The following is a 20,642-nucleotide window of genomic DNA, read 5'->3' as shown; positions in this document are numbered from 1 at the left end:
CACATTTTAGTATCCTACATACTAAAATCATACTAATATTGATTATCAGCTATAAAGATTTATAAAATGACAAAAAAACTCAATTCCGATCCCGTTTGTGCAGTCGATTATGCTTTTCAGAGAATTGGCGGAAAATATAAAGGAAGAATCATCTGGTACATCCACAGCTTTACCGTTCTTCGATATGGGGAGCTGAAGAGGAGTATAGTAGGCATTACGCCAAAGATGCTGACCCAGACCCTTCGTGAACTGGAAGACGATGGCCTGGTAAACAGAAGGGTTTACAATGAAGTCCCTCCAAAGGTAGAGTACACCTTAACTGAATCAGCTAAAGAACTCATTCCTTTTATTGATCATCTGCGGGAATGGGGAGATAAAAGAATGGGGAATTACAAAATCATCTGCCAGTAGCTGACATCTATCCATTTGTTAAACTTATATCCGATCTGGCTCAGGTGTGCTACCTTACTGAATCCAAGCCTTTCGTGCATCCTAGTGCTCTTCTCATTTGGCATCAGGATTCCCGCTACAATAGAGTGAATTTTCATTTCCCGGAGTTCCTCAATCAGTTTGCGGTATAAGGAGGTTCCTGTTCCTTTATCAAGAGCTTCAGGATGAAGGTAAACCGAGCTGCTGACCGTAAAACGATAAGCCGGATTTTGTTTCCATTCTGTGGCGTAAGCGAAGCCCAGCACTTTTCCTTCTTTTTCATACACGATGCAGGGAAACTTAGAAAAAACCGGATTCAGTTTATCCGAAAATTCGGTTTCTGTCAACGCTACTTCATCAAAAGTCAGTAGTGTATTTTCCACATAGTGATTATAGATCTCCCTCATCGGGTTAAGATCGGATGGTTTAAATTGCCGGATCATTTTAAGGAAATTGTTTGTTTGGTATTGTGTGTTGCTTTCAAAGGTACATAATTTATTTCACAGCCGCCTCTTCATTAATCTGATGAATGATGAGGTCGAGTGCCATTGTACTCTGATGCAAATATCTGACCAGTTCTTTTAGCTCTTCCTGATCGCTCTCCTCCAGAATTAATTCTGTAAGTGCCATAATGGAAGCAACAGGTTTTCTGATTTCATGTGAATTTAGCCAGGAAACAGCCTTTAGTTTCTGGTGTTGCTGTACAATCACATCTTCCTTGCGTTTATTGTCGTCAATATTGTTCTCCACCGAAATATAACCCTCCAGCCCACCTTTTGCATTGAACATGGGAGAGAGGTTAAACTGAGACCAGTATTCTCTTCCCCCCTTTGCGTAATTGACCAGCTCCCCGCTAAAGAATTCTTTGTTTTTTATGGCCTGGCTTAACGTTTTGACAACTTCCAGATCTGTTTTGGGACCATATAAAAGTTCTCCATGCGTTTTTCCAAGGGCTTCCTGCATGGTGTATCCGGTAATATTGACAAATGCACGGTTCACCCAGGTGATCTTTCCGGAGATGTCAGAAATGATAATCAGGTTGTTCATCTTGTCAACAATCTCAGCCATTCTCTTATTGTCGCCCTGCGTAAGTCTTTTGCGTTCCTGTTTGATCAGAAAATATAGAAGAAAGCCGGTTGCAAGAACATAAAAAATGCCTTTTAATGAAGCTGTGTATTCCGCCGTTTCGGGTCCTAAAGTAGATTCGATAGACCTGAGTAAACTGTCGCTAAGTGTGATCCATAAAACACCTAACACGATATAAATGATTGGAATTTTATAGTTTCTTGCCTTCAAACTGTTGTTCTTACGTAGAATTATTGCGTATGTCCCCCTATGCTGCAAATGTATTAAAAAAATGAAATTCAGCTTAATTTATGCCAATTCTTATTGACAAATGTAAAATCCTCCCTTTTGTCAACACCAGCTTACCAGTGGTCAATAATATTTCGGTAGGGTATGGAACATTCCGTAATTCGCCGAAAAATATATTTAATCATTGATTTTAAGAAACTATGAAAATTTCAACGTACTGCCTTGTGGTCATGGCAGCATTTTTTACCCTAAATAGCAAAGCACAAATGGAACCGGGAATAAGGCTGAAAGGCGAGTATATTCCTTTTTCCAATTACAATCCAAATGGCAATGGAGATAGCAATAGTGGCAAGAGTGATATGAGAAGAATTGAAGGAGGGATAGGAATTCCTTTATCAGTAAAGATGGATTCCCTGGGCAGGCCAAAGATCTGGGGGCTGATGCTTGAAGGGTCTTATGCCTCGATAAAAAACCAGAATTATGAAAAGAGCCTGTTTCCAAATGAGTTGTTAAATGCAAGTGTGGGCCTGATGCACCTCAGACCCCTGGGAAAAACATGGAACATCATGTTTATGGCTTCGGCGGGTGTATATACAAATATGAAAAAGGTAGATTCCAGAGATATTTTAGCAATGGGAGGGGTGATCTTTATCAAACAATTCAACCCGAGAACTGCCCTGGGATTTGGACCTGTAGTGTCGAATACTTTTGGGGTGCCAATGATATTGCCCGCCATATATTTTACCTGGAAGACAGAGGGGAAATTCCAGGTGCTTGTGAACTTCCCGCAACGGGTTGAACTGGGGATGAAAGTAAATGAGGCCATTAATTTAAAAGCAGTAGGAGAGGTGAGCTCGATGACGGCTGATGTGGACCGCGAAGATAAGTTCATGTTGTCTTATCTGCAGGTGGTGACCGGCTTAAGGCCAGAATTTAAAATAGGCAAATCACTGAGTGTTGAACTGACGGCAGGTTACTCTGTATACCGTTCCATGACTTTTACCAGCAGGAAATTATCGGACTTTTTTAAAGATAAAACCGACGAAAAAATATCTTATTTTAAGCCTGCGCCCTATGGAGGAATAGGTTTAAAATGGAATTTCGGAAAGAAATAGTTGAAAAATTAAAGGCGATGCCCTCAGTTGAACTGTTGATTTCAATTGAGGGCATCACTTTTTTATAAAAACTACTAATCTTAAATTCTCCTATCAGTTCTATTCTATCCCTGTTCCATCATCCGTTCCTGGTGTGGAGTGATTGGTTAACTTGCCACACCCTGGCAAAGAACTTTTTTGAAACCCACTATTTTCATATTTGCATACAAACCCTCATAACCGCTAGTGTCATTGATTTTTGAAATTTCAGTTGTTAAATTAAGAATGCTGTTCTCAACAGTTTCCAGGCTAGCAGTAGAATTCCCTTTTAAAAGATCAATATTCCCTTAAAAACAAAGAGAGATGCCTTTTTCGGACATCTCTCTCTTTTCTGTTTGAACATGCTTATCGGCTGATGAGCTTATTGTAAACGACTTCTTTCAGCAGTTCTTCCCTGCGGTGTCGGGATATGGGCAATTCATGACCATCAATGAATATTCGTCCACCCGATACCACATCTATATGCGCGATATTGACCAGGTAAGATTTATGGATCCTGAAAAACTGATCAGCAGGTAAGATCTCTTCAAGGGAGACTAAAGTCTGATGAATGATCAGCTCCTGATCTTTGAACTTTAACTTGGCATAGTTCTGCATGCCTTCTACATATAAAATATCAGCCCAGAGAATTTTCTTAAAGCTGTCTTTCTGGCGGACAAAAAGGAAAGGATCTATGGTGGGGGCTTGTTTTGACAAGCGCTGCATCTGGTGCAGTTGCCTTGCTTTTGTTGCCGCCTGATGAAAGCGCTGAAAAGTGATGGGCTTTAACAGGTAATCTACAATCTGCAATCGGTATCCTTCCAGTGCATGTTCTGAATAGGCAGTCGTAAGGATGGTTAATGGAGGATTTTCCATAGACTCCAATAACTCTAGACCAGTAAGATAAGGCATATTAATGTCCAGAAACAACAAATCCACAGGATTACTATGGATGAAGTCTGAAGCTTCCATGGCGGTTGAGCAGGAGCCGGCCACCTGAAGAAAATCCACCTGATCAATAAAATCTATGATCCCTGTTCTTGCGATAGGTTCATCATCAATGACCAGACATTGCAGGGGTAATTCTGTAGTGGTTTTATTGCTCTGCATAGCTTGCTTTCTTTTCTAAATTAATATGGAGTACAACTTTAAAAATAGTGCCAGTGTTTGTAATTTCCAGTTCGTGATGCTCCGGATAGAGAATCTCCAGTCGTTGACGAACATTTTCCAGGCCAAGTCCGCTATTGCTGCTATTCTTTCTTGTTGGTTGTGTGGAGTTTGAATTCTCAATGGTTAAGCGGAGGTTTTCCTCGTGTTGGTTTAATTCCAGGTGGACATAGCCTTTGGAAGAGGGTAAACGGGACACATGCTTAAATGCATTTTCTACAAATGGAACCAATAAAAGAGGGACAATGTCCCTCTTTCCGTTAGCAATATTCCATTCGCATTTGACATCCAGTTCCTCTCCCCATCGTATTTTTTCTACAGAAACCAGGTCCTTAAGGTATTTTACATCTTTTTCCAGTGTCACAGTTTCCCTATTGCATTCATAGATCTGGTATCGCAGAATATCCGAAAATCTGACCAGCAACACTGAGGCTAAATCCACATCTTTTTTCATCAGGATATGGATATGGTTCAGCACATTAAACATAAGGTGCGGATTGATCTGATCCTGTAAGATACGAACATGTGCTTCCATGTGAGCCTGTTTTAATAAATTATGCTGCTGTTCGATCTGGTTGTGCCGCTGATAAAATTTGAACCCGCAAACTGATCCTAAAATCAATAAGGAGGCCGGGGAACTTGTGAAAAATAAAAACCAAAAAGAGTTCTGTGATTTTATTAAAGACAAGTCGCTGGGTGTATAATTGGCTCCATACTTCAGAAATGTCATGTAGTTCACAGCTGCAATGACAAAGGTGAGCAATACAATAACACTGAAACTCTGCATCGCGAACAAAGGTGTTTTTCCCTTTATAAAAGCATTCGGAAGAATCTTGTTACTGAAAATATAAGAAATCAGCATGGCACATCCAATGATTAGCAAGCAAGGGAGAACGACATAAGCGGTAGGGTAATCCCGGCTGATTTGTGCAATCAGAGTAATGGTAAGCAGGATCCAGAATCCTGCTATAAAAAAGAAATGTTTGTCAAATACGGGTTTCTTCATGCTGATGAAATAAGCTAGATCAAAGGGTTTAGAAAATCATAAATCCTACACTTGCCTGAAAGGAGTTAGGGCGGGATTTAAACTGTTTACTAACGCTTGATAATCCACCTTCATATCTCAGGTCAAAAGTAAGCTTTCCTACATCAATTCCTGCACCAACCTGGTAACCGATATTTGATTTGTCGAATTTGTTAAAAGAATTGTCTATCTGTTTGAAAAGAGATGCTTTTTCATTGATGGTATAAGAATAAACACCACCACCAAAAATTCTTACATTCAGTAAATCCATGTTGAGCAGTTTATAACCTACCAATACCGGTACGTCAATACTTGACCAGCTCACTTTCTGATCATTTAATAAGTCGGAATTAAACTTACTGGCTTTTTTGCTGAACAACAGCTCTCCCTGAACGTAAACTTTAGAAATATCGATTCTTGTAAAAGCACCGGCTGAAAAACCTGTCGCATATTTGGACGAAATGCCTTCAGAAGAAATAGGTAACTTACTGAAATTGGCTCCTCCTTTAAGACCAATATGGAAAGGATTTTTTTGAGCAGAGGCTGCAGTAGCCATCATTGTAAATGCAATCAGAGGTAAAAGAAATTGTTTTTTCATTTTTTTTAATGTTGCTGGCAGTTCCAGGGAACCACCGGTGTTATTGATTTTTATTTGTTGGCTGCAAAAGGGCGAATAATCCCTGTTGATGGGAAAAGTATTTGACGAAAGGCATGATCCCGTTGACGGCAGGTAAAATGATGATGACGGTTAAGAGAAATATTTCATGTTGAAGGATTAGAATGGTAGATTGCGGTCGTGACCATAAAAATACATACCCCATTATGGGCTGAAAGACTGATGCTATTCCTGATATTTGTGGTACTGGTTATTCCTTCAGGCTGCAAAGATGATGGTGCATATCAGGTTTATCAATCGCGTCCCGGACACCGGTTAAGCCTAAAACTTCCCGACGGTTCCAGTGTGCTCCTGAATTCAAACAGTATCCTTAAAGTTCCTCATGGTTATCACAAAGACAGCAGAAAGGTCATCTTACTCGGGGCCGCTTTTTTTACTGTTGCGCCGGGTTCCGTATTTCCTTTTGTAGTTGAATCTACTGATATTAAGGCAAGCACAATGGGTGCCTCTTTTTTTGCAAGAGCCTATCCTCACGAATCCGGTCGGCAAATAGAGGTTACTGCAGGCAACTTGAAAGTAGAGAAATCCTATCACTCTGAGTCAGATAATAAGGCGGAATTCCTCTTGCCCGGAGAAATGGTGATGCTAAACCGAACAGTCGATCTCATGGAAAAAGAAAAATATGCTATTACAGAACGTCAATCCTGGCTGATGGGACAGCTTAAATTTAATAATGTTGGTTTCCCTAAAGTACTTGAGATCCTCGAAGATTGGTATGGTGTTCCTTTTGAAATAATCGGTGAAAAGAAGCTGAACCATAACTTCTCTGCAGATTTTACGAACCAACCTCTGGAACGTGTGTTGAAAGTATTGTGTTTAAGTGCCCATTGCGATTTTAAAATTGAAGATGGAAAAGCCATTCTTGAGGCGAACTGATTTTATTCATGTTTTACAGTTACCCGAAGGTAATTGCAGTGCGGAAACCGGATTCTATTGCGGATCGTGTTATTCAGGATCATAGGCGATAATTCCAACAGGAGTTTGATGATTGGATAAAGGAGCGTTTCCCGACCATTCGAAATTCAACTGTTCCGGATTTTTATACTCCGGTTTCAACTGGTAAATGTGAGCACCCGAAGCTTTGTTGTAAAAGGATTCTACCTTTCCTGATTCATAGAAATTGCAGTAATCTACCAGGATATTGTCCCAGCGGTATTCCTGAAATAAAACCGATCTTCCCCCTTGTCCGGAATAGGAAAAATTACTGTTGGTCAGGGAAGTCTGTTGGGCGCCAATCAGCCTGACCACTGTTCCCTGTTCTCTGTTTTCGACCTCGTTAAATGTGCAATGGTCTATGGTCACAAACGGACCTAAGGTGCTTTCGTCATTTCCTCCGCGATAGATGTTTATGGCAGCACCGAGTAAATTACTGAATGTGCAGTTTTTGATCACGGTATATTCTGCATTGTACATCCCTTTATCATCTTTCTCGGAGGAAAGATCAATCCCGGTACCAGACATATGGTGGAAAATGGAATTGAGTACCACCAGGCTGTCTGCCAGGGTGCTTTTTGAGGCTTTAAAGCCTGCATTCGAACTTTCATTATAATCATAGAACTCGCAATTGTTGATCTCCAGGCGGTAAGGTCTGTTCATGGGCAGGTCTGTAGAACGGATGCCGGCATCAACAGCAGGAAAACTTTCGTAAGTTCCTTTGAAAGCAATGCCTTTGACCAGCAGGTCTCCTCCGTTTTCAATGCTGATAAAAGCATCCATTGATTTTGTGGAGGTTCCGACCAATACGGGTCTGCTTTTTAATCCGGGAGCGGCCATGATCATCAGCGGTTTGCTTACCGAAAGCTCTGCTGATATCTTATAATTTCCTGCTTCGGAAAGGACAATCGTATCACCGGCATTGGCTTGCTTAAGCAACGCAGGTAAAGTCTGACTCTGATTGGATTTGACCCGGAAGCTCATGGCTTTCCTGATGGCTTTGTCCGGTTCAGGATGATACCAGGAAGCACCGGTGTTTTCTTTTTTAATCAAGGGTAGTTTCCTGATATCAGCGCCGTAATCCGGGTGATAAGGCAATGAAAAACCATTGATTTTTATGGTGCTGGTTTTCATGATTTTGAAGCCCTGAGGCACTTCTCCTTTGAAACTTTTCTCCAGTCCATTATCTGAAAAGACAATCCCGTTTCCGGTATTGGCATTGGTATAAACCGCTGTTCCGGTACTCAGGATCAGGTTGTGTTTAAAGGATACATTTTCCGGTGCAAGGCTGCGTTCCGCATCTTTACCAGCTCCAAATAGAATGCTGGCACTGTTGATAAAAGTATTTCGCTCTATCAGGGCATCTTTTACCTGATAATACCTGTTGATTAAGGAATTGGGAACACCATTCAATACGGCCAGTGCAGACCTGAAATTTACACCCTGAAGGTCAGAAAATACGTTATTGATTACCTTCTGCTTAGGATTGATGACACGGACACCGCCGGTAAAAGGTTTGTTGTTGCCCAGGAAAAGATTCCCTTCCACTACATTGCCGGAACCATGTCTTAAAACCAGTCCTCCTTCGCATTCCAGAAAGGTATTGAAACTGACGTTGTTTTCTCCGGATTTAATCGACACAATCTCTACTTCTCCATTGCATCGCTCAAAGAAATTGCGGACAATATTGGTTCTGGAAGCGGTTAACGAATATCTGGAAACCCCAATCCTGATGGTCTCTCCGCCGTTAGAACCAAACCGCTGCCGGCCTTTGAAATAATTACTGTCTATGTTATGCCCGTTTTGCTGACTACGTTCGTCATCGAGTTCGGCAATGATCAGCGGTCCGGAATTGAGCTTGTTGACAAAAGTGGAATGGTCAATACGGTTATGTTTGCCATACAAAGTAATCCAGCTGTCGGATTTAAACCTTTCCGGCTGACTATAATTTTCGATCACTATCCCCGTTACCCTGCAATGATTGGCCAGGATCTCATTGTTGATGCGGAAAGAAATAACTTCTCTTTTTGGGCTGTAGCCATTCCTGAAATGAAAATCTTTAAACACCAGATAAGAGCCGCCCAATTGTACAAAAGATTGGCCCGTAAAGGTCACTCCGCCAGGTGTCTGAGGCATGATGAAAATGGGCTTTTGGGCGGTCCCATTTCCCTGAATACGAAGCGCTGCATTGTTCCACTCTTTATCTTTTAACAGGATGATGTCTCCTGGACTGGCCTTTGCCAGAGCTGCTTTTAACGCTTCAGGACTATCTACAATTATAGGGTTATCCGGAACTACAGGGACAAGATGATTCCCGGACCGGAGGAAAGCATTTGCCATCGGGGAAGATGCTCCTGCTATCCCGGGACCAGGAAATAAGATTAGACTATAACACAACAGAAAAGATAAAAGATATGTTTTCATGGCTTATCTGGAAACTAAAATGTCAAACTTAATCGTTGATAAGGCAGGCGTAGAGCCGATAATGACCTCTTTTGCCCTTAGCAATTGATTCACAAAACTGCCATCGGCTTTTGGTACCCTGATCCAAAGCAGATAGGCCGCGGTCAGGTTAAAGGTATTTGCTGCCTGGTTCGCAACTGCTGCGTCGAACTTTGCGGTACTGCTGCCCGGAAGGGCAATTCCTTCAAAAAACTGATCATTAAGATCGGTGATCGTATTGCCATTATAAGCGGTATAGATGCGGTCTGCTGCGGCTATTCCCGGAATCAGTACCCTGAACCTGCTGGCTTTAAGGTCGGTTGCATTTGGCTCCCAGATGATTGCCCCGCATTTATAGTTTTTGGCGATGGTAGTCGTGTTTCCAGGGCTATACAGGGTAAATACAGCGGTCGTAGAGGAGCAATAAGTCACGAAATCAATTTTTTGCTCTTGTCCGCTGATGTTACAGCTGCCCAGAACGGAACCAGTTTCCCCGATAAAGAAACTACTGCCGGATGGAGCAGAAGCGGTTCCATTGGCCATCATCGTCAGGTCCTGATAAAGTGCGTATGATTTTAAAGGAATACTGATCAAAGCCTCGGCTTTTAATCCAAAATGATCAGTGGCCACAATCTTGAGCTTACCTGCATTTTTACGATAACTATACTCATAATTTAACTGATAAACTTTTTCATTCTGACTCAGATCGATTTTGCCGGCCAGTGCAAATGTGCCTTCAAAATCATCGTAAATCTCGATCAGTTTCAGGCCATTTTCAGAGCTGGCCTTTCCACTAATGTGAATTTTTCCATTGGCATCAGGAATCAGGCTTACCGGAGTGTCTTCTATTTTTGGAAGAGGGGGCGTAAAAGCAGTGACTTTTATGAAGCCCTCAAATGAAGTGTTGTCCAGGTGTTTTACCATCATTTTTATTCCGGTTACCTGGTTCATTTTTGCGTTTCCAAAATTGCCTGTGGGGATACTGAATTTGTAACTGTTTCTACTTCCTTCGGCAGGAGTTCCGATATGGACCAGAGAATCGGGAATGTTGTTCCGTACCAGGTAATAATAGATGAGTTTGATCCCTGCAGGGGAATTCAGTTCCCCGTTAATTTCTGCATCAGGGCTGATCTGTCTGGTCGCTATATTATAGCTAAAATCCCTGGTGCTTATCGTATCCGGGCTGCTGACTGCCGTTTTATCTTTTTTGCAACTATAGAGCAACATGCTGCTCAAAACTGCAATGGTTAAAAAGCTATGCTTCATCATCAATATTGTTAAAGGTTAATACCCTGGGTTCTGAATGATTTTAATCTGATCGTTGGCATCCAGTTCCCGCTGTGGAATGGGCAGCAACAATTTTTCTTCGGTCAGGTTGGCTTGTAATTCCGCAAGGGTAAATGCCGGGCGGTAGGCTTTATAATGACTGTCAAACTCTAAAGCAAAGTGATTTTTGATGACTTTAATGGCTTGCCCGGTTCTCAAAAGATCGAAGAACCGCTGATTTTCAAAAGCAAATTCCAGTCTTCTTTCGTTGAGCAAAGCATTGATAAAAAGGGCCTCATCTGTCAATGCATTTGGATTGCTGGCATCCAGGGGATACTTATAAAATCCGGCAGAAAAATCACCTGAAACATAGTCAGCTGCACCGGCTCTTTCCCTGACCTGATTGATCAGGTTAACAGCTGAATTTCCGAAGCCCAAAGCCTCCGCTTTCATAAGCAATATGTCCGAAAAGCGGAGCACAGGAAAATCGTTTTCTGCATCAAACTTGACCAATACCGGAGAGATGAATTTTTTGACGTACAATTTAGAAGAATACTTAGCCATGGTGACTGCCTTCCTGTTATCTGCAGCCCCGGTAGCAGGCGTTTTATAAGCTTGGTCTAACTCATTGGTCGGAAAATTATAACCAAGCCCATCTCCGTTCACAATGGCGCTCCCGCTTGAAGTAGGTGCAAAATTATTGGCCATCAGGTTGCCCAGGCCAAAGCCTCCCGCTTTAAACCTTACTGCAAAAACAATTTCTTTATTCATCTCATTATTGATGGAAAAGACATCCCCAAAAGATGGGAGTAGTGCATGTCCGCTATTGCTGATGACCTCATCCAGTAAGGGAAGGGCTGCTGCGGGTTGTTTAGTGCTTAGGTATACTTTGGCCAGCAAGGCGCTTGCGGCCCATGAACTGACCCGCCCAACATCTGTGTTGGCGGTAGGCGAATAGGCCGTTTGAGGAAGCAGATCTTTAGCAGCAAGCAGGTCTGCAATGATCAATTGATAACATGCTGCCAGAGGGGTCCGGGTGATTCTTTTTGATTGTTCCGGATCTACAGGTTCAGTAACAAGGAATACATCTCCGTATAGCCTTACCAGGTTAAAATAATGGTAGGCGCGTAAAAACAAGGCTTCTCCGGCAAGCTGGTTTTTCTGTGCTGAGCTCATGATGGCCGTCCCTTCCCCCAGACTGGTTTTTCCGGCCGCATAGCTTGCGCCAAGGCTCTTCAATACATAATTGATGGACCTGATGTTTTTATAGGTCTGTAACCAGTATTGGTAAACTTTATCATGCGCCGAATTCAGGGTAAACATATCCAGTTCATTGAATTCAAAATTGATGGAGGCAGAACTGTTCGCTACCCCTTGTTTTGAGTTTTCGGTTCGCAGGTCTGTTAACATCCATTCATATTCCAAAGGTTTTTGCAACCCGTAATAACAGCCGGTTAGCCCTGCCTTTGTTTCCTCATAATTTCTATAGAAAGCATTCACCCCAACATTAGAAATGGGATCAATATTGATGATCTTTTTGCAAGCCATTGTGCTCATGATCAGTAAAATTCCTGTTCCGATATGGGTCAGCTTTTTCATCTTAAATGTGCTTAAGTTTTTCATAATTAAAAGTTAACGTCTATCCCAAAAGTGTAAGTCCTGGAAATCGGGAAGGCTCCACGCTGATACCCGTCAATCAAAGGAGAGGAGTATTGAGAAGAAGTAGCTCTTGCTTCCGGGTTAATGCCCCGATACGATTTGCCCATCAGGTACAGCAGGTTGTCTGCAGAGCTGTATAACCTGATGCCGGTAACTCCCAATTTTTTAGTGAACCTGGAGGGAATGGTATAACCCAGGATCACATTTCTGATTGCTGCATAAGAACCATCTTCAATCACATAATCCGTTAACAACCAGTTTTCTCCGTTGGTATAATAAGGGGTCTTGCCATCTCCGGGATTGGCTGCACTGATCCACCTGTTTTTATTGAAGTTTTCGTTATACCTCCTGGATTCGTTATAGTTGGCATCGCCATTGATCAGCTTTACCCCCTGCACGCCCTGAATCAGAATGTTCAGGTCAAAACCTTTGTACTTAAATGAATTGTTGATGCCCCAGGTGAAGTCAGGAAAAGGACTTCCCAATGAGGTACGGTCGTTAACATCAATCTTATTGTCGCCATTAACATCTACAAATTTTAAACCTCCTGGCGCATAATATTTTGCCAGGGTAGAGCTCTGTCCGCCTGCTTTTGCCTCATCAATCTGAGCTTGTGATGTCCAGACTCCATTGGTTTTATAACCAAAAAACTGAATGGCCGGTTGCCCCACAATAGCCGCATAGATTTCATTCCGTTCTCCATAGTTATATTGAAAAGGCTCCCCGCCAAGCTCCAGCAATTTGTTCCTGTTGGCAGAGAAATTCAGGGAAGTAGACCATTGAAAATGATCATTTTTGATGTTGTGGGAGCTAAGTTCTATCTCTATACCTTGATTTTTGATCCTTCCCGAATTGTCAAAGTATTCAAAAGATCCACTGAAAGATTGTGTAGAACGTTTATATAACAGTTTATCCGTATTTGAGTTGTAGTATTCCAGGGTAAGTCCGAAACGGTCTTTCATAAAACCCAGGTCCAATCCCGCATTAAATTCAAAAGTACGTTCCCAGGTGATGTTTGGATTGGCCAGTACATCGGAGTTGGGCGCCAGGCCGAGGTTTACGGATCCTGTGCCGCTGCCAAAAGAATAATTGCCCGGATATAACAGGTTCTGGAAGGCAAAACTCTGAATTTTATTGTTTCCGGTAGCTCCATAACTTGCCCTGACTTTCATATTGCTGATCCAGGAAACATTTTTCATGAAGTCCTCTTTTCCGATTCCCCATCCGGCAGACACCGCGGGAAAAGAACCATATTTTTGTCCTTCAGCAAAATAGGAGCTACCATCCATTCTGTAGCTCAATGCCAGCAGATACTTGTTTTTGTAATCATAAGTAAAACGACCGAGATAAGAGATCAGGCCGATGCGGTCTTTGAGCGTATTGGTTAAAGCCTGGTCAATCTGAGCAGCCTGATTTAAGGTCTCAAAATTTTCAGTAGGGAAATTCCTTCCTACCATATTGGATTCTTTGATCTGTGTTTGCTGAGTGGTGAAACCCAGTAAACCGCTGAAACTGTGGTTGCCCTTACTGAGGTTATAGTTCAGCGTGTTTTCCAATAAGAGGTCAAGATAGGTTTTGGTATAGATGGTCGCTTCATTAACATCTCCATCTTTTCTGGCACTTGATTTTGTGAAAGTATTGTTCTCCTGCTGGGAATAATATCCACCGATGGAACTCTTAAAGATCAGGTTCGGCAGGAATTTAATGCTGACATCCCCAGCACCCAGCATCCGGTAAGTCTGCTGATCTCGGTTTTCCCTTGCAGCAATTGATACCGGGGTATTGTTGCTCGTGGCAAAAGGTTCCACCGGGCCGGTGCTTGTCCAGATGCTGCCATCGGGCATGGTCCCGGAATATTGCAATCCGTTAAAATGTCTTGCCTGTACAAAATCACCGGGAAGGATATTGGCCCATTGTGAGTTTTGACGTACATAGGCAGCGGTAAATTCATTGTGATTTACCGGAAGGAAAGACCCAAATCTGAAATAATCCGTGAAATTTACGGCCGGTCTTTGTGTTTTAATATAAGAGGGGTTAAAATTGATACTGAAATCTATTTTCTTGCTCAATGCACCATCCACTTTCGCCTTAACATTGATCCTGCTGTTGTCGCTGTATTTCAGCACTGCTTCATCTTTTTGTCCGCTGGCAGAAATGTAATACCGCAGGTCTTTTTTACCTCCGGAAATGCCGAGCTGTATGTTTTTAATGCCTGCACTTTGCAAAGCTTCCTGCTGCCAGTCGGTGGGTATGCCGCTGATCTGGTCTTCGATGATATAAGCCGCCCTTTCTGGTCCGGTAATCAGGTTTTTTGCATTGGCAGGAACGGTAGGATCATTTTCCCTTAAGGCCGCTTCTGCAAAGAGCATTTTTGTATAGTCGGTAATGCTCATGATCGGGTTAAGCTCATAAGGTTTTTTGAAACCATAATAAGATTTGATGCTGTACCTTGGTTTGTCCGAATTGCCGCTTTTTGTGGTGATCAGGATCACCCCGTTTGCAGCTCTTGAGCCATAAATTGCTGCGGAGGCCGCATCTTTAAGTACCTCTATAGATTCCACATCCTGAGGGTTTACAAAAGATAAACCATCGGGAACGGGGTAACCATCTACCACAACCAGCGGCTGGGATCCGGCGCTGATCGAACTAAATCCACGCACCCTCACAATGGGTTCTGCACCGGATTCAGAACTGACATTCTGAATGGTTACCCCGGCAATTTTTCCGATCAATGCATTATCCAGGCGCGAGGTAGGAATCTCGTCCAGGTTCTCATTTTTTAACTTGCTCACGGCACCTGTTACTGCGGATTTCTTCTGGGTACCATAGCCGATCACCACCACTTCGTTCATCGTATTCGGGATTTCCTGAAGGGTGATGGTAACGGTCTCGGCAGCTTTCACAACATAAGCCTGAGGCTGAAAACCGAGGTAATTGAAGAGCAGTAGTTTTCCAGTCTCTGCAGTGATGCTAAACTCTCCTTTGTTATTGGTCACTGCGCCTTGTTTGGTGTCTTTTACCGTTACAGATGCACCTGGTAAAGTTTCGCCGGCTGCGGATTTTACCACACCCTGCACTTTTACCCTGCTTTGCGACCAGCCTGTATTTGCAAACAGGAAACAGGAGATCATCACCATCCCTATGCTTCGTAACAAAACTTTAAAATTCATATCTGGTTAATTTATATTTGGTTCGGTTGCTCGTTTTATGATCGGCTAATTACCGCCGGTACGCTGTTAATTATAACCTGTATTCTGTGTCAGGTTCCCCTTACTCAGGTCTATTTCAGTTTGTGGAATCGGAAAGATCAGTCGGAAAGCCGGAACGGTAATGGCTGGGTTACCGGTTGCACTGAGGTAAGCATTCAGGATGGAAATGGTATTGCTTTCCTCCATTCTTACCAGGTCATACCAACGTTGGTTTTCAAAACCAAATTCCAGTTTTCGTTCTTTGAAGATGGCCGCCCTGGCGGTTTCTTTGTTGTTGAGCATGCCGGCCATATACACACTTGCTGAAGCCCTGTTTCTCACTTCATTTAATGGATCAATCACCTCATTGGTTGGTGCGGGAAGCAATTCATTGTTGACTTCCGCATACATGAGCAACACATCTGCAAAACGCAGAACCGGGAAATCATTTCCTGCATCCCGCTGAGGAGCGGTAGGGTCCAGGAATTTTGTACACAACCCGTTCGTTGCATTAAAGGTGCTTGCTTTCCTGACATCTGCCGTTTCAAATAGCGCCTGATAAGGAGCGGAGGCTTTTACATTTCTGGCATCGCCGTTATTGGAATATTCATAAGAGAAGGAATTTCCTTCTCCATTGGCACTGGCTTTATAGCGAACGGCAAAAAGAATCTCTTTGCTCATCTCTGAGGTGCTGGCGAAAATTGCTGCATAGGAAGGGTTAAGCTGATAAGTATTGCCTTTAAAATTGCTGCCTACCAAAGGGTCCAGCTGCAACTTTGCATTTGGATAATCTTTTAAAGTCAGGTATACTTTAGCCAGTAAAGCCTGTGAGGCTCCTTTTGTTGCTCTGGCCAGTTGGTTGTTCGGCCAGGAAACAGGGCAGGAAGCGACTGCGGTTTGCAGGTCTGTTTTCAGCTGGTTATAAACTTCTGTTTTAGAGATGCGCTTAAACTTTTCAAAATCATCGAACTTTATCGCTGCGGTCAGGAGCGGAACATCACCATATAGCCTCACCAGGTTAAAATACATCAGGGAACGGATAAATTTCGCTTCTCCTTCAAAAGATTTCTTTTTGACAGGATCTGTTACATTATCCAGGTACTTTAAGACCAGGTTGCACCTTGCAATGGTATTATAGGTCCGTTGCCAGTAATCCAGGACAAAGAAATTGGAAGGGGCATCCCTGAAAAACTTGATGGCCCCCCAGTCGCCTTCCAGGGAAACGCCGGAAGTATTGTCGGCCCTGATCTCGGTGAGTTTAAATTCAATATCGTATACTTTTTGAAGTCCGTCATAACAGGCAATCACACCTGCTTCCACCTCTTCTGTGTTCCGGTAATAGTTCTGTTCAATCAGGTTGGAAATCGGTTGTTCATTGAGGAATTTTTTGCAGCTGCTAAAACTTAAGATCAGCATAAGCGCCAGGAATATTTGATGTCTCATTGGAGTAAGTTTTAATTTAAAAATTAGCATTGATACCAAATGTGATGTTTCTTGTAATCGGTGCCGAACCGCGTTGGTAACCGTTTTTTAACGGATCGTCGGTATATTCGTTAACGCCCTCAGGATTGTAGCTGGAGTATCCTTTGGCAAATTTGTACCATAGATTGGCCGCAGAAGCGTAGACCCTCAGGTTGCTCGCTTTAATGGCGCTCAGCCATTTTGCGTTTAAGGTATAGCCCAGGTTCAGGCTTCTCAAAGCGATAAATGACGCATCTTCAATGGAATACCTGCTCTCCGTTTTGTATTTCGTTTTCGCCTGTAGATCTTTCGGCAGGCTCAGGTAAGCGGAAGTTCCAGTGGCCGAAAACTGGGTTTCATAATAATTCGGATCTGCGTTAAATACACTTGCGCCATGCGATCCCTGTAAGACGAAGCTCAGGTCGAAATCTTTGTATTTGAGGTTACTCGTTAAGCCCCAGGTGAATTTAGGTGTCGGTTGCCCCAGCACTACGCGGTCTTGTTCGTTAACTACACCATCTCCATTCATATCTCTGGCAATGATCCTGTCGGAATGCACATTGGTAGGCCAGTAGCTTCCGCCAACTTCAATGTCGCGGTCGTACTCATATCCATAGAACTGAACCAGCGGCTGCCCCACCTGGGCAAGGAAATAATTGAGTCTTTTAGGATCTCCGATACTGATGATGGAATTGCTGTTTCCTAAAGCTTTAACCTTGTTTTTATTGGTGGCTGCATTGGCGCTCAGGTTCCATTTAAAACTTTCATTGTCGATGATCTTAGCTCCTAATTCTATTTCCAAACCCTGGTTTTGAACTTCACCTATATTGGTCCATACGCCATTACTTCCGGTGATGGTATTGATGGGCAGGAAGAAAAGCAGGTCTTTTGTCGTTGAGCGGTAAGCATCTACGGTCAAGGTAAACCTGTTTTTCAGAAAAGCCATATCTACTCCCGCGTTTAAACTGAAACTGCGTTCCCATCCCAGATCTGGATTGTCGTAAAAGCTGGAGTTAAAACCCAGACTGGTGGCATCTCCAAGGATAGCCCCTACAGTATTTACATTGGCAAATGCCCGGTAGTTGCCGATATTGTTGTTTCCGGTAGCTCCATAACTCATCCTGATTTTCAGGTCGTTTACAAAAGCATCCCTGTCATAGAAATTCTCATTGCTTACCCGCCATCCTATGGAAGCAGAAGGGAAATATCCCCAGCGGTTGTCTGCGCCAAATCTGGAGCTGCCATCCCATCTGGAGCCTATGGAAATCAGGTATTTATTGTCGTAAGCATAGTTGGCCCTGAAGAGTACAGAGGCCAAAGCGTTTTTTTCTATATTGGAGGTTAAGGAACTCATGGTTCCTGCATTTAAGGTTGGAATTTCGTCTGTGGAGAAATTGGTGGCCGAGGCACTGCTACTCGTGATTTTTGTGGTTTGTGCAGTGAAACCAGCGATCACATTCAGGTCGTGTTTGCCAAAACTTTTGGTATAGTTCAGGATGTTCTCGTTCAGTAAATCTATGGTTTCACTATTGGCCAGACTTCCTTTGGTGGAGGCCTGTGCCACTGCAGCGCCTTGTAAAAAAGGATCTCTGGTGGCCCATGATTTTTGGAAAAAGTCGTTCCTGGAATTGCTGATAAAAGCACCCCCGGATACCTTTAAAGAAAGTGCTTCGGAGAAGTTATACTGGACATTGGCATTGGCCAGTGTTTTGGAAATGGAAATGCGGTTGTTGATGCCGTACAGATTGCTGTAACCATTGTTATTTGCGGTAGCGGATAAATTTATCCCTTTATAGCGGGGATTGGTGGCGGGATCGAAGGCCCTTTGATGAACGATGTTGCCAACTGGTAATCCCGTTGCATCAGAAATATTTTGTGTGGCATAAAGTGGAAGCCAGGTGGCAAAGCTCCTGAGCAGGTCATGCACTTTATACACGGGAGCATCCTGCAAGGTATAAGAAGGGGTGATGCTCAGACCAATCTTCCATTTTTTATTAGGAGTGATGTCAATGTTAGCTTGTCCGCCATAGCGCTTGTAATTGTTGGTAGCGATCACGCCTTTATCAAAAAGGGCTTCACCTGAAACGTAATATTTTACCTTTTCCGTTCCTCCGCTTACATTCACCTGTGCGTTTTGAAAAGACCCGTTTCTGAAAACAATGTCTTGTGGATCTGTAGGCACATCAAATTGCTGAGCGGCAAGCAGCTCAGGAGATAAGACCCCATTGTTCACAGACTTTACATGCTCAGACCATTGGGAAAGGGTAGGGAAGTCTAATCTTCGGTATACTTCTTTAAATCCTGCTGAGGTATTTAAACCCACTACAGTTTTTCCGTTTTTTCCTGATTTGGAAGTGATCAGGATCACCCCGTTTGCTCCTCTGGAACCATAGATTGCCGCAGAAGCCGCATCTTTTAAGACTTCAATGCTTTCTACGTTGTTCATGTCTACAGAAGAGAGATCGGTAGGAACCGGATAACCATCTATAACGATCAGTGGATTGGTGCCGGCAGTGATCGAGGCTGCACCACGGATCCGGATCACCGGGGCCGCACCTGCAGTGGCATCGGTGGTTTGAATTTGTACTCCCGCCAGTTTTCCTGCCAGTGCCTGATCTGCCCTGGATACCGGGATCTGGTTCAGGTTATCATTACTCAGCCTGGCTACAGAGCCGGTAACGGATGATTTCTTTTGTGTGCCGTAGCCAATTACCACCACGGTATTCATCGTGTTTTCCTGTGCGGCAAGCACGATAGTAATGGTTTCAGTTTTGCTAACCGGATAGGTTTTTGATTGATAGCCCAGGTAATTGATCAGGAGGTTTTTTCCGGCGTCTACAGTAATGGAAAAGGCTCCTTTATCATCTGTAACTGTTCCTTGCTTGCTATCGGCAACAGTAACAGAAGCACCTGGCAGGATTCCGCCTTGTTCATCTTTTACAACACCCTGGATGGTTACTTTGGTTTGAGAAAATGCCGGTTTCAAAATCAGAAAACAGGAAATGACAAGGAGGAGCATACCTCGTAAGTAAACTTTCGAATTCATATTTAGTCGATTTATATTTGGTTCAGGTGGTATCCTACAGGTAAAATCCCTATTTACTGTAGAAAGCAGCTTTTTCTGTAGCAGCGTAAAGCCAGGTATTGGTTTAATTACGGGAGACCGCGGCCTCCCGTATGGTGATTCTGGTTTAAGAAAAGTTTAAACCGCCATTGATGTCGATATTCGTTCCGGTGATATAACTCGCCTGGTCTGATGCTAAGTAAACGATCAGGTCGGCAACTTCCGAAGCTTGTCCTTCCCGCTTTAATAAGGTTGCATTGGCCACATTTACCCGGACTTCAGGTTTGCTGAACGTATCATGAAAGGTGGTTGCAATCATGCCCGGTAGTACCGCATTTACACGGATGTTTTTCGGTCCCAGTTCCTTTGCCAGGGCTCTGGTATAGGTGGTTACTCCGCCTTTAGCGGTTGCATAGGCACTTGCACCGGGCCCGCCTCCATCTCTGCCCGCAAGGGAAGATAAATTGATGATTGAAGCGCCGGAACCCATATAAGGGATGGTCGCTTTGCTCACCAGAAACACGCTTTTCAGGTTGAGGTCCATCACCGCATCCCAGAAGTCTTCACCCAGCTCTGCGGTCGGTTTTCTGGCCACCATACCGCCTGCAACATTCACCAGGATATGGATCTCTTCTCCAAAGGCAGCTCTTGCCTGTTCGATCAGTTGAGTCACCTCAGCTGATTTGGTCACATCGCCTTTTACAATAATGGCCTCGCCACCATTTTCTTTAATCAGATTTAAGGTTTCCTCTGCATTGGCCAGATTGCTCAGGTAGTTGATCACTACTTTAGCCCCTTCCTGTGCCAGCTGTAAGGAAACAGCTCTTCCGATATCTCTTGAACCACCGGTTACAATTGCCACTTTGTTTTTTAAACGCATAGTAAA

At 43.3% G+C, this 20,642-nt stretch carries 15 protein-coding genes; 3 read left to right on the top strand and 12 right to left on the bottom strand.

Annotated features, from left to right (window positions below; all coding sequences use genetic code 11):
* Window positions 1-66 precede the first annotated feature (66 nt).
* Window positions 67-411 (top strand): winged helix-turn-helix transcriptional regulator, encoded by a 345-nt coding sequence (locus BFS30_RS00395; protein ID WP_069377461.1) that lies wholly within the window; start codon window positions 67-69, stop codon window positions 409-411.
* On the opposite strand, the gene BFS30_RS00390 is transcribed toward BFS30_RS00395, so the two are convergent.
* Window positions 390-872 carry a GNAT family N-acetyltransferase gene (locus tag BFS30_RS00390; protein WP_069377460.1) on the bottom strand — a complete coding sequence of 161 codons (483 nt, stop codon included), beginning with the start codon at window positions 870-872 and terminating at the stop codon, window positions 390-392. The two genes, BFS30_RS00395 and BFS30_RS00390, sit on opposite strands and share 22 nt — an antisense overlap.
* Window positions 873-924: 52 nt before the next feature.
* Window positions 925-1,725: a PAS domain-containing protein gene (locus BFS30_RS00385; RefSeq protein WP_157262839.1), complete on the bottom strand. Its 801-nt coding sequence runs from the start codon at window positions 1,723-1,725 to the stop codon at window positions 925-927.
* 218 nt (window positions 1,726-1,943) lie between these two features.
* On the opposite strand from BFS30_RS00385, the gene BFS30_RS00380 reads away from it, so the two are divergent.
* On the top strand, window positions 1,944-2,858 hold the full coding sequence (locus BFS30_RS00380) for a DUF6268 family outer membrane beta-barrel protein (RefSeq protein WP_069377458.1): 915 nt from the start codon (window positions 1,944-1,946) through the stop codon (window positions 2,856-2,858).
* A gap of 384 nt (window positions 2,859-3,242) precedes the next feature.
* Here BFS30_RS00380 and BFS30_RS00375 read toward each other — a convergent pair whose 3' ends face one another.
* From BFS30_RS00375 to BFS30_RS00365, 3 genes are read right to left on the bottom strand one after another with little or no spacing between them, the layout of a single operon-like run.
* The gene (locus BFS30_RS00375; protein ID WP_069377457.1) at window positions 3,243-3,986 is read right to left on the bottom strand and encodes a LytR/AlgR family response regulator transcription factor; all 744 of its coding nucleotides are present in this window, start codon (window positions 3,984-3,986) and stop codon (window positions 3,243-3,245) included.
* Window positions 3,973-5,049, bottom strand: a complete 1,077-nt coding sequence (locus tag BFS30_RS00370; protein ID WP_069377456.1) for a sensor histidine kinase — start codon at window positions 5,047-5,049, stop codon at window positions 3,973-3,975. Before BFS30_RS00370 ends, BFS30_RS00375 begins: the two co-directional genes overlap by 14 nt.
* Window positions 5,050-5,077: 28 nt before the next feature.
* The gene (locus BFS30_RS00365; protein ID WP_069377455.1) at window positions 5,078-5,665 is read right to left on the bottom strand and encodes a porin family protein; all 588 of its coding nucleotides are present in this window, start codon (window positions 5,663-5,665) and stop codon (window positions 5,078-5,080) included.
* Between the two features lie 198 nt (window positions 5,666-5,863).
* Here BFS30_RS00365 and BFS30_RS00360 point away from each other — a divergent pair, with 198 nt between their 5' ends.
* On the top strand, window positions 5,864-6,619 hold the full coding sequence (locus BFS30_RS00360) for a FecR family protein (RefSeq protein WP_157262838.1): 756 nt from the start codon (window positions 5,864-5,866) through the stop codon (window positions 6,617-6,619).
* Window positions 6,620-6,688: 69 nt separating this feature from the next.
* On the opposite strand, the gene BFS30_RS00355 is transcribed toward BFS30_RS00360, so the two are convergent.
* From BFS30_RS00355 to BFS30_RS00325, 7 genes are all read right to left on the bottom strand, one after another.
* Window positions 6,689-9,100, bottom strand: coding sequence for a chondroitinase-B domain-containing protein (locus tag BFS30_RS00355; protein WP_237028683.1), 2,412 nt, complete (start codon window positions 9,098-9,100; stop codon window positions 6,689-6,691).
* Between the two features lie 3 nt (window positions 9,101-9,103).
* Window positions 9,104-10,387: a hypothetical protein gene (locus BFS30_RS00350; protein WP_157262837.1), complete on the bottom strand. Its 1,284-nt coding sequence runs from the start codon at window positions 10,385-10,387 to the stop codon at window positions 9,104-9,106.
* Between the two features lie 15 nt (window positions 10,388-10,402).
* A complete protein-coding gene (locus tag BFS30_RS00345; protein WP_237028682.1) occupies window positions 10,403-12,007 on the bottom strand; it encodes a RagB/SusD family nutrient uptake outer membrane protein in 1,605 nt (534 codons plus the stop codon).
* A gap of 2 nt (window positions 12,008-12,009) precedes the next feature.
* The gene (locus tag BFS30_RS00340; protein ID WP_069377452.1) at window positions 12,010-15,213 is read right to left on the bottom strand and encodes a SusC/RagA family TonB-linked outer membrane protein; all 3,204 of its coding nucleotides are present in this window, start codon (window positions 15,211-15,213) and stop codon (window positions 12,010-12,012) included.
* Between the two features lie 66 nt (window positions 15,214-15,279).
* Entirely contained in the window at window positions 15,280-16,674 is a 1,395-nt protein-coding gene (locus BFS30_RS00335; protein ID WP_167353109.1) for a RagB/SusD family nutrient uptake outer membrane protein, read from the bottom strand.
* A gap of 16 nt (window positions 16,675-16,690) precedes the next feature.
* Window positions 16,691-19,738 carry a SusC/RagA family TonB-linked outer membrane protein gene (locus BFS30_RS00330; protein ID WP_083251880.1) on the bottom strand — a complete coding sequence of 1,016 codons (3,048 nt, stop codon included), beginning with the start codon at window positions 19,736-19,738 and terminating at the stop codon, window positions 16,691-16,693.
* 145 nt (window positions 19,739-19,883) lie between these two features.
* Window positions 19,884-20,636: an SDR family NAD(P)-dependent oxidoreductase gene (locus BFS30_RS00325; protein ID WP_069377449.1), complete on the bottom strand. Its 753-nt coding sequence runs from the start codon at window positions 20,634-20,636 to the stop codon at window positions 19,884-19,886.
* Window positions 20,637-20,642 lie beyond the last annotated feature (6 nt).

Origin of the sequence: Pedobacter steynii (assembly GCF_001721645.1) — a bacterium.
In the GTDB taxonomy this organism is placed as follows: Bacteria; Bacteroidota; Bacteroidia; order Sphingobacteriales; family Sphingobacteriaceae; genus Pedobacter; species Pedobacter steynii_A.
This window is presented reverse-complemented; position numbering and strand designations above follow the sequence as displayed.